At 71.9% G+C, this 9,321-nt stretch carries 11 protein-coding genes and 1 pseudogene; 7 read left to right on the top strand and 5 right to left on the bottom strand.

What is annotated here, in order from left to right; all coding sequences use genetic code 11:
- Positions 1 to 104: pseudogene (locus QL985_RS11245) on the bottom strand (phosphatase); the annotation flags it as partial.
- Between the two features lie 116 nt (positions 105 to 220).
- Between QL985_RS11245 and QL985_RS11240 the strand changes: the two are divergent.
- The gene (locus tag QL985_RS11240) at positions 221 to 1,828 is read left to right on the top strand and encodes an aminopeptidase P family protein (RefSeq protein ID WP_102613258.1); all 1,608 of its coding nucleotides are present in this window, start codon (positions 221 to 223) and stop codon (positions 1,826 to 1,828) included.
- A gap of 65 nt (positions 1,829 to 1,893) precedes the next feature.
- Here the strand turns inward: QL985_RS11240 and QL985_RS11235 are convergent, their stop codons facing one another.
- The gene (locus tag QL985_RS11235; RefSeq protein WP_223246047.1) at positions 1,894 to 2,841 is read right to left on the bottom strand and encodes a general stress protein; all 948 of its coding nucleotides are present in this window, start codon (positions 2,839 to 2,841) and stop codon (positions 1,894 to 1,896) included.
- A gap of 158 nt (positions 2,842 to 2,999) precedes the next feature.
- Here QL985_RS11235 and QL985_RS11230 point away from each other — a divergent pair, with 158 nt between their 5' ends.
- Genes QL985_RS11230 through QL985_RS11220 form a run of 3 tightly spaced genes read left to right on the top strand, consistent with a single transcriptional unit; the run spans position 3,000 to position 6,107 of the window.
- Positions 3,000 to 4,298 (top strand): CBS domain-containing protein, encoded by a 1,299-nt coding sequence (locus QL985_RS11230; RefSeq protein WP_019309465.1) that lies wholly within the window; start codon positions 3,000 to 3,002, stop codon positions 4,296 to 4,298.
- Positions 4,291 to 4,911: a DUF1003 domain-containing protein gene (locus tag QL985_RS11225; protein WP_102613173.1), complete on the top strand. Its 621-nt coding sequence runs from the start codon at positions 4,291 to 4,293 to the stop codon at positions 4,909 to 4,911. Before QL985_RS11230 ends, QL985_RS11225 begins: the two co-directional genes overlap by 8 nt.
- A gap of 11 nt (positions 4,912 to 4,922) precedes the next feature.
- Positions 4,923 to 6,107: a P-loop NTPase gene (locus QL985_RS11220; RefSeq protein ID WP_102613259.1), complete on the top strand. Its 1,185-nt coding sequence runs from the start codon at positions 4,923 to 4,925 to the stop codon at positions 6,105 to 6,107.
- Positions 6,108 to 6,222: 115 nt separating this feature from the next.
- Here QL985_RS11220 and QL985_RS11215 read toward each other — a convergent pair whose 3' ends face one another.
- Together QL985_RS11215 and QL985_RS11210 are read right to left on the bottom strand one after the other, a co-directional pair.
- Positions 6,223 to 6,591 carry a twin-arginine translocase TatA/TatE family subunit gene (locus QL985_RS11215; protein ID WP_070636745.1) on the bottom strand — a complete coding sequence of 123 codons (369 nt, stop codon included), beginning with the start codon at positions 6,589 to 6,591 and terminating at the stop codon, positions 6,223 to 6,225.
- A gap of 41 nt (positions 6,592 to 6,632) precedes the next feature.
- Positions 6,633 to 7,319, bottom strand: coding sequence for a hypothetical protein (locus QL985_RS11210; protein WP_102613174.1), 687 nt, complete (start codon positions 7,317 to 7,319; stop codon positions 6,633 to 6,635).
- A gap of 246 nt (positions 7,320 to 7,565) precedes the next feature.
- On the opposite strand from QL985_RS11210, the gene QL985_RS11205 reads away from it, so the two are divergent.
- From QL985_RS11205 to crcB, 3 genes are read left to right on the top strand one after another with little or no spacing between them, the layout of a single operon-like run.
- A complete protein-coding gene (locus QL985_RS11205) occupies positions 7,566 to 8,198 on the top strand; it encodes a class I SAM-dependent methyltransferase (RefSeq protein WP_019309470.1) in 633 nt (210 codons plus the stop codon).
- Positions 8,195 to 8,635, top strand: coding sequence for a CrcB family protein (locus QL985_RS11200; RefSeq protein WP_102613175.1), 441 nt, complete (start codon positions 8,195 to 8,197; stop codon positions 8,633 to 8,635). Before QL985_RS11205 ends, QL985_RS11200 begins: the two co-directional genes overlap by 4 nt.
- Positions 8,635 to 9,006 (top strand): fluoride efflux transporter CrcB, encoded by a 372-nt coding sequence (crcB, locus tag QL985_RS11195; RefSeq protein WP_102613176.1) that lies wholly within the window; start codon positions 8,635 to 8,637, stop codon positions 9,004 to 9,006. The genes QL985_RS11200 and crcB overlap by 1 nt, the downstream gene beginning before the upstream one ends.
- A gap of 95 nt (positions 9,007 to 9,101) precedes the next feature.
- Here crcB and QL985_RS11190 read toward each other — a convergent pair whose 3' ends face one another.
- Entirely contained in the window at positions 9,102 to 9,269 is a 168-nt protein-coding gene (locus QL985_RS11190; protein WP_012397900.1) for a DUF3117 domain-containing protein, read from the bottom strand.
- Positions 9,270 to 9,321: the final 52 nt, after the last annotated feature.

The following is a 9,321-nucleotide window of genomic DNA, read 5'->3' as shown; positions in this document are numbered from 1 at the left end:
AGCGCGAAGACGCTGAGCCCGGCCGCGTGGGCCGAGCGGGCGACGTCGGCGGGGGTCTCCGTGCCGTCCGAGGCGATCGAGTGGGTGTGCAGGTCGATTCTCACCGCCCCCACGATACCCGCGGGCGTCCGCGCGGTTGACCGGCGTGACACCATGGACAGGACAGATCCCGACCCCACCGAGCGCGAGCGATCGCGCCGCGAAGGAGATGACCGCGCCCATGAGCCAGGGCTCAGAACACACCGCCGTTTCCCACCACGCGAGCGAGGACGCCGCGCAGCCCATGGACGAGCGGGTGGACAACCGCTCCCAGCGCCCGGACAGCGACCAGTTCCGCGAGTTCATGGCCTCGGGCTGGGCCCAGCCGGAGCACACGACGACGCCGCGCGCCGAGGTCGCGGAGTTCGCCGCCGCGCGCCGTGCCCGGCTGTCGCGCCTGTTCCCGGGTGAGCGCCTGGTGATCCCGGCCGGTACCCCCAAGGTGCGCTCCAACGACACCGACTACCGCTTCCGCCCGCACTCCGCGTTCGCCCACGTCACGGGCATGGGCGTGGACCACGAGCCCGAGGCCGTGCTGGTCATGGAGCCCACCGAGCCGGGCCAGGGGGACGACGGCAGCGACCACGTGGCCACGCTGTACTTCCACCCCATGGCGGGGCGGGACACGGACGAGTTCTACGCGGACGCCAAGAACGGCGAGTTCTGGGTGGGTTCCCGCCCCACGCTCCAGCAGCTGCGGGACGAGTTCGGACTGCCCACGCAGGACCTCTCCGCGCTGGAGACGGCCGTGACCAAGGATGCCGGCAACGCCGCCCTGGGCGGGCTGAGCATCCGCCTGGTGCGGGACGTGGACCTGAACATGGACGCCCTCGTGGACACCTCCCGGATCAACACGGGCGTGGACCTGGAGCAGTCGGACAGCAAGGACGCCACGCTCACCGAGGCGCTCAGCGAGCTGCGCCTGGTCAAGGACGAGTACGAGATCGGTCAGCTGCGCGTGGCGGTGGACGCCACCATCCGCGGCTTCGAGGACATCGTCTCCGTGCTGCCGCGGGCGATCGGCGGCGAGCGCGGTGAGCGCGTGGTCGAGGGTGCGTTCTTCTCCCGCGCCCGCCTGGAGGGCAACGACCTGGGCTACGACACGATCGCCGCGTCCGGCAACAACGCCACCGTGCTGCACTGGATCCGCAACAACGGCTCGGTGAAGCCGGGCGAGCTGATCCTCGTGGACGCGGGCGTGGAGGCGGACTCGCTCTACACCGCGGACCTCACCCGCACCCTGCCCGTGGACGGCACCTATACCGAGGTCCAGCGCCGGATCTACCAGGCCGTGCTCGACGCCGCGGACGCCGCCTTCGAGGTGGCCGTGCCGGGCAACCGTTTCCGGGACGTCCACGCGGCCGCCATGAAGGTCCTGGCCCAGCGCCTGGACGAGTGGGGGCTGCTGCCCGTGTCCGCGGAGGTGTCCCTGTCCGAGTCCGGTCAGCACCACCGCCGCTGGATGCCCCACGGCACGAGCCACCACCTGGGGCTGGACGTGCACGACTGCGCGCAGGCCAAGCGTGAGCTGTACCTGGACGCCGTGATCGAGCCGGGCATGGTGTTCACCATCGAGCCCGGGCTGTACTTCAAGGACGAGGACCTCGCGGTCCCGGAGGAGTACCGCGGGATCGGTGTGCGCATCGAGGACGACGTGCTGATCACCGAGCAGGGCAACGAGAACCTCTCCGCCGCCCTGCCGCGGCGCCCGGAGGACGTGGAGGCCTGGATCCAGGGCATCTGGAACCGGGACGAGAACGTGGGCCCCTCGGCCGGCCCGGCGTCCTGACCCGACCCCGCGCGTGAGAACGCCCCGCACTGCAGTGCGGGGCGTTTCTCGTGAGCGGCTGACGGCTACCGGCGGTCCTCCGGAGCGGCCGGGCCCGGGGCACCGTGCGTGTCCTGGCTCGCCGCGGAGTCCTGGCCCGCCGCGGAGGTCTGGCCCGTGGGCCCACCGGTCTGCGTCCACGGCGCGGAGCGCTCGTTCTGCTCCGGCTCCACGCGGATGCCGTACTGGGGACGTCCGTCCGGCAGGTCCGGGAACGCCGCCGAGCGGGTGCTCTCCTGCTGCGGGGCCGCCTGCGAGGGATCGGCTCCCTGGGCGCTGCTGCCGCCCTGGGCCGCGGGGTGGGGCCGACCGCCCGCCGGGCCCTGCTGCGGGCCGGTCTGCTGCGGGCCTCCCTGTGGGTGGGCGGCACCCGGGTTCTGGCCGTGGCCCGGACCCCACTGCTGGGCCTGCGGGGCCCCACCCTGGCCACGCGCACCCACGGGTGCACCGCCGTACTGGCCGGGCCCCTGCGGACGGGGGCCCGGGCCACCCTGCATGCCACCGAGCACCTGGCGGGCCTGACCGGCCACCTCCGGTGCCGCGAGCACCTCGTAGCTGCCCGCCACGATCCTGCTGGTGGACGTGAAGTCCCGCTTGCCGCGGGACATGGCGTAGGTGATGGTGGCCATCAGCATGAAGAACGCGCCACCCAGCAGCATGGTGGGCACGATGGAGGCGGCCATCTCCGGGCCGCCGAACATGGTCAGGATCAGGCCCAGGAACGCGCCGAAGAAGATGCCGTTGAGCGCACCCTGCAGGGCCACCCGGGGGTAGGACAGCCGCCCGGTCACCTGCTCCACGGACTTCAGGTCGCTGCCGATGATGGACACCATGGCCACGGGGAAGTGCTCGTCGGACATGTAGTCCACGGCCTTCTGGGCCTCGGCGTACGTGCGGTAGCGGCCCACCACTTCGCCGCGTGGCATCTCCGGTGCGATGGACAACTGGGACGGGGCGCGATTCGGGGTGCTCATGCGCCCCATTGTTCCCCACCCACCCGCAAGCTCCCAGGGAGGATCCTGAATCATCGCAGCGGGTGAACACGGTGGCTGCGGTGACCATCGCCGCGGGCGACGGGGCGTCCGGTCCGCACCGAGTGGGCCCATTGACCCCGGGTCACTAGGCTGGGCGGGTGAGCACAAACCTTTCCAAGATCTTCGTGGCCCGGCTGATCGGCCTGGACGTCTTCGACCCCCTGGGCGACCGCCTGGGGCGGCTGCGCGACGTCGTGGTGCTGCTGCGCCCCGGCAGCCGACCGTCGTTGAAGACCCGTCCCCTCGTGGTGGGGCTCGTGGTGGAGGTCCTCGGAAAGAAGCGCGTGTTCGTGCCCATGACCCGGGTGACGAGCATCGACGCGGACCAGATCATCTCCACGGGGCTCGTGAACCTGCGCCGCTTCGAGCAGCGCGGCGCGGAGACCCTCGCGGTGGGTGAGCTGTTCGACCGCACGGTGGTGCTGCTGGACGGCTCCGGCACGGCGACCATCGAGGACGTGGCCATGGAGAAGTCCAACAACCGGGGGGACTGGGTGATCTCGCAGCTGTTCGTGCGCCGCTCCCAGTCCACCGGCGGACTGATCCGGCGCCGCAACCAGACGCTCATCGTGGACTGGGAGGACACCGACGACCCCTCCAGTGCGGGCCACCAACCGGCCACGCAGTGGATCGCGCAGCACGAGGAGGACCAGGCGGCAGACCTCGCGGACGAGCTGCGGGACATGCCGGACAAGCGCAAGCTGGAGATCGCCGCCGAGCTCCAGGACGAACGGCTCGCGGACGTGCTCGAGGAGCTGCCCGAGGACGACCAGGTGTTCATCCTCACGCACCTGGACAACGAGCGCGCGGTGGCGCTGCTCGAGGAGATGGACCCGGACGACGCCACGGACCTGCTCAACGAGCTGCCCGAGGCGGAGGCCGAGCGGCTGATCACCATGATGGAGCCCGAGGACGCGGAGGACGTCCGGCGGCTGCGCGAGTACGAGGAGGGCACCGCGGGCTCTCTCATGACCCCCGTCCCCATCGTGCTCTCCCCCGAGGCGACCGTGGCGGAGGCGCTGGCCCACATCCGGCAGGAGGAGATCATCCCCGCCGCAGCCTCCGCCGTGCTGGTGTGCCGCCCTCCGCTGGAGACCCCCACGGGCAAGTACCTGGGCTTCGTGCACACGCAGCGGCTGCTGCGGTATCCCCCGCCCGAGGCCATCGGCAACCTGATCGACCGCTCCATCGAGCCGGTCTCGGACCAGGCATCCCTGGCGGACGTCGCACGCGAGCTGGCCACGTACGACCTCACCATCCTGCCCGTGGTCAACGACCAGGACCGGCTCGTGGGCGCCGTGACCATCGACGACGTCCTGGACGCCCTGCTGCCCGAGGACTGGCGCACGTACGACGACGGCACCCCGGTGCGGAAGGTGGGCAAGCGTTATGAGTAGCCCCCGGCAGAACCCCTCCTCGCAGTACTCCCCCGGTCCACTGGACCAGCCGCGGGAGAAGCGACAGGGGTACCTCACCAGGTTCCGCCCCAACCCGGACGCCTTCGGGCAGTCCACCGAGGCGATCGCCCGGTGGATGGGCACACCGCAGTTCCTGCTGTGGATGACCGTGTTCGTGGCGCTGTGGCTCGGCTGGAACACCCTGGCCCCGGAGGAGATCCAGTTCGATCCACGGGCCCTGAACTTCACCCTGCTGACGCTGATGCTGTCCCTGCAGGCCTCCTACGCCGCGCCCCTGCTGCTGCTCGCGCAGAACCGGCAGGACGACCGTGACCGCGTGGTCGCCGAGGAGGACCGCAAGCGCGGCCAGCAGAACCTCGCGGACACGGAGTACCTCACCCGGGAGATCGCGTCCCTGCGCATCGCCCTGCGCGAGGTAGCCACGCGCGACTACGTCCGCTCCGAGCTGCGCAGCCTGCTCGAGGAGATCCTCGAGGCCCAGGACCGCCGCGACGAGACCTCCGAACCCGGCCCCGAGACCAGACGCTCCGACGGTGGCAGGCGGTCGGAGAGTGGCAGGCGGACCGAGGGCGGAAAGGACCAGCGACGGTGAGCGAGAACCGAATGGACCGCACCATCGACCCGCGGCTGCGCGGCGCGCTGGACAGCGTGATCGACCCCGAGCTGCGCCGCCCCGTCACGGAGCTCGGCATGATCCCCGAGGCCTCCCTGGAGGGCGGCACCGCCCGGGTGTCCGTGCTGCTCACGATCTCCGGCTGCCCGTTGCGCGGAACCATCGAGGCGGATCTGCGCACGGCGCTGGGAGCGCTCCCGGAGGTCTCGGACGTGGTGGTGGACCTGGGGGTCATGACGCCCGCGCAGCGCCAGGAGCTGCAGGAGCGGCTGGGCCACCACCGCAGCAACCCCTTCGCGGATCCGAACTCGCTGACACGCGTGCACGCGATCACGAGCGGCAAGGGAGGGGTGGGCAAGTCCAGCGTGACCGTGAACCTCGCGGCGGCGCTGGCCGCCATGGGCCGCACCGTGGGCATCGTGGACGCGGACGTGCACGGCTTCTCGGTCCCCGGGCTGCTGGGCATCACGCAGTCCCCCACCCGCGTGGGAGACATGATCCTGCCTCCCGTGGTGGAGGTTCCGGAGGGTGTGGACCACGCCTCCGGCGACGGTGCGGCCGGGGTCGGTCACCGCTCCCGCGGGGTGGTCAAGGTGATCTCGATCGGCATGTTCGTGGATCCCGCCCAGCCCGTGGCGTGGCGTGGCCCCATGCTGCACCGCGCGGTGGAGCAGTTCCTCACGGACGTCCACTTCGGGGACCTCGACCACCTTCTCCTGGACCTGCCGCCGGGCACCGGGGACATCGCCATCTCGGTGGGCCAGCTGCTGCCCCGCTCCGGCGTGGTGGTGGTCTCCACCCCGCAGCACGCCGCGGTCAGCGTGGCCCAGCGCTCCGGAACCCTGGCAGAGCAGACGGAGCAGAGGGTCACGGGCGTGGTGGAGAACATGTCCGCCATGGTCATGCCGGACGGCTCCACCCTGGAGGTCTTCGGCGCGGGCGGCGGGGAGACCATCGCGGCCTCCCTCACCGAACGGCTGGGCTACGACGTCCCGCTGCTCGGCAGCGTGCCCCTGGACGTCACGGTGCGCGAGGCCTCGGACCGCGGTGTGCCCGCGGTGTGGGCCCACCCGGAGTCCCCCGCGGCCGCGCAGCTGTGGCGGATCGCCCGGGAGCTGGACCGGCAGGGCCGCGGTCTCGCCGGGAAGTCCCTAGGCATCACGCCCCGGGGCTGAGGCGCGCGGCGGGGCGGGAGCCGGCCGAGCGGCGTCGTCGGGCGGGGCAGGGACGCGGGGTCGGCTGCTGCGCTCCGTGGACGGCGCGTGCTCGCGCCCGTGACGGCGACGCCGCTCAGGTGGCCTCGGTGTCGAAGGGCGCCCGTTCCCCGCGGGCCAGGCGACGCACGGTGGGCGCCGCCACGGAGGTCACCGCGGTCGAGGTGGTCGAGCCGCCGGCCCGCTCCTGGTCGTCCTCCATGAGGGCCTCGCGCACGATCACGCGGGGGTCGTACTGCCGGGGATCCAGCTTGCGCCAGTCCATGTCGGAGAACTCCGGACCGAGGGTCTCCTTCAGGTCCTCCGTGGCGCCCGTGGCGTAGCCCCGGATGGTCTTGACCAGTTCCTTGAACTTCTGTGCGTACTCGGGAACCCGCTCGGGGCCGATGATCACCAGAGCCACGATGAGAATGATGATGGCTTCCCCGCCAGTAATCCCGAACACGGGTCGAGCCTACCAACGTCGGAGGGCACCCGGGCGGGGTGTCACCCGAACATCACCCGAAGCCCGTCCTGCACGGTGGCCCCGAAGCTGTCGTCGGTCTCGGAGGGCAGGCTGACCCGGCCGCGGTCCTCGGCCAAGATCGCGCTCACGGTCTGGGCCATCGTGGCGGGAGGGGTGTCGGAGGTGACGGTGTACACGGCGTCCGGGCGCACCATGACCGCGCGCCAGGGCTCTCCGCGCTCCACCCACAGCCGTGAGCCGGAGACCGCGGACTCGTGCATCCCCTCGGCGCTCACGGGAAGCTGGGAGACGCCGTCCACGGGATTGTCGGGGTTGACCTGGCCGCGCTGCTCCACGATCTCCACGGTGCCGTGGTCGTTGCGCAGCGTGACCGTCACGGTGGGCTGGCCCGCCGAGACCGCCTGACGGACGTCCACCACCCGGTAGCCCTCCGCCGCCAGGACGGGCACAGTCCAGCCCTGGGCGTGCAGGGCGTGGATGTCGGCCCGCGAGGCCGTGTCCATCATCGCCCGTGGCCCCGGGTTCCACGTGGCCTCCGCCTGCGCACCGGCCCGGTGCTCGTACTGCGTCTGCCGCCCCACACTCCACGCGGTGGTCGTCAGCGCGGCCACGCACAGGCACGCCGTGAACGCCGAGACGAGCCCGATGGTGCGTCGGCCCGGTCGCCGCGTCCGCCGCGCGCGGTGCTCAGACACCCGTGTGGACACCCTGAGTCCTCTCCTCGTCGGTCCGGTTCCGCGGGCGCACCAGGGGGTGCGGTGCCGCTGTCGGCTCCATTCTGGGACAGGAGCCTGACAGCGCTCTGGGCGGCCACAGGGCGTTTCCCCCGGCCCCCTCACGGACCGCGATAGGCTGGGCCCGGAAACGACCGGCACCGCGCCGGACCCGTCAGAACGACGTCCCGGGGACCACCGGTCCCCGGAGCGCACGGCAGCGAAGGACACCCCGCGTCCATGACCACGGACAAGACCACGAGCTGGGCCTACTGCGAGGCCTACGCCACGGAGGACGAGACGGCTCTGCGTGCCCGCGAGCGCTCCCTGGCCCTGCGGCTGGACCCCGTGACGCCCGCGGCCGCCGCGCTGCTCACGGTGCTGGTCTCCGCGGCCCGCCCGGCCACCGTGGTGGAGGTGGGCACCGGTGCAGGCGTCTCGGGCCTGGCCCTGCTGCGCGGGATGCCCTCGGACTCCGTGCTGACCACGATCGACACCGACATCCGCGCACTGCGGGCGGCGCGGGACACCTTCCGCGAGGCGGGCTTCGAGACCAAGCGCACCCGCACCATCTCCGGCGCGGCAGGTCTCGTGCTGCCCCGGCTCACGGAGAACGCCTACGACATGGTGTTCGTGGACGCGGACATCGAGAACACGGCGGACTACGTGATCGAGGGCGCCCGGCTGCTGCGCCGCGGGGGCATGCTCGTGGTCAACGACGCCCTGCACCAGGACCTCGTCCCCCAGCCCGCGCAGCGCCAGGAGGAGACCGTGATCATGCGGGAGGTCGTGCGCACCCTGCGGGACGAGCCGCGACTGTCCACCGCGCTGCTCCCCACCGGCACGGGGATGCTGCTGGCCGTGCGGCGATGACGCGCTCGGTCGTCACTGACGTGCTGCTCGTCGCCGTGGGTGGTGCCGCTGGCAGTCTTCTGCGCTGGGGTCTGGGGCACGTGCTGCCCTCCGGTTCCGTGTGGCACTGGTCCACGCTGACCGTCAACGTGGTCGGTGCCCTCCTGCTGGGCCTGCTGCTCGAGGCCCTCACCCGCCCGGGGGTCGAGTCCCGCCGTACGCACACGGCACGGTTGCTGCTGGGCACCGGGCTGCTGGGGGGCTTCACCACCTACTCCACCTTCGCCCAGGAGCTGTGGGAGCAGGTGCGCTCTGGGGACACCACCCAGGCCCTCGCCTACGCGGCCGTTACCCTGGTGGCGGGTCTGCTCGCGGCCGCGGCCGGTATGGCGCTCGGAACGCGCCTGGGCCACCGCGCGTCGTCGCACGCACGCGGCGTGGTGGAAGGCGCGCAATAGTGATCGCGGCTCTCGCGGTGGCGGTGGGCGGCGGGCTGGGCGCCGCCCTGAGGTTCTTGGTGGACCGGTTCGTGACCTCGCACCAGCGGAGCTCGCTCCCCCTGGGAACGGTCCTCGTCAACGTGGTGGGTTCTTTCGGCCTGGGAGTGGTGAGCGGGCTGGGGATCCTCCTGGGCCCGGAGTGGACCCTCGCCCTGGGGACCGGCCTGTTCGGCGGCTTCACCACGTTCTCCACGGCCATGGTGGACGCGGTGCGCCTCGCCCGCGAGCACCGCGGCGGAGCCGCCGCGGCGGTGGTGCTGGGCACGCTGCTCTGGAGCCTGCTGGCGGTTGCCGCGGGCATGACGCTCGCAGCGAACTGGGCCTCCTAGCACTCGGGTCACGGGCCACGACCTCATCCCGGAACGGCGCGAGAGCCCCTCACCGGAGTGAAGGGCTCTCGCGCTGGTGGTGCGGGGACCGGCAACTACTGGGTCACGCCCGCGAGGCATTCCCGCAGCTCGGCGGCCTCGTCCGCCTTGAGCTCGACCACGAGGCGTCCGCCGCCTTCCAGGGGGACCCGCATGATCAGGCTGCGTCCTTCTTTGGTGACCTCCATGGGTCCGTCACCCGTTCTCGGCTTCATGGCCGCCATTTAAGAGCTCCTCTTCGTGTGTGCTGACCGCACCATCTTACCGAACCACAAC

The organism is Kocuria sp. APC 4018, from assembly GCF_030407675.1.
GTDB lineage: Bacteria > Actinomycetota > Actinomycetes > Actinomycetales > Micrococcaceae > Kocuria > Kocuria rhizophila.
This window is presented reverse-complemented; position numbering and strand designations above follow the sequence as displayed.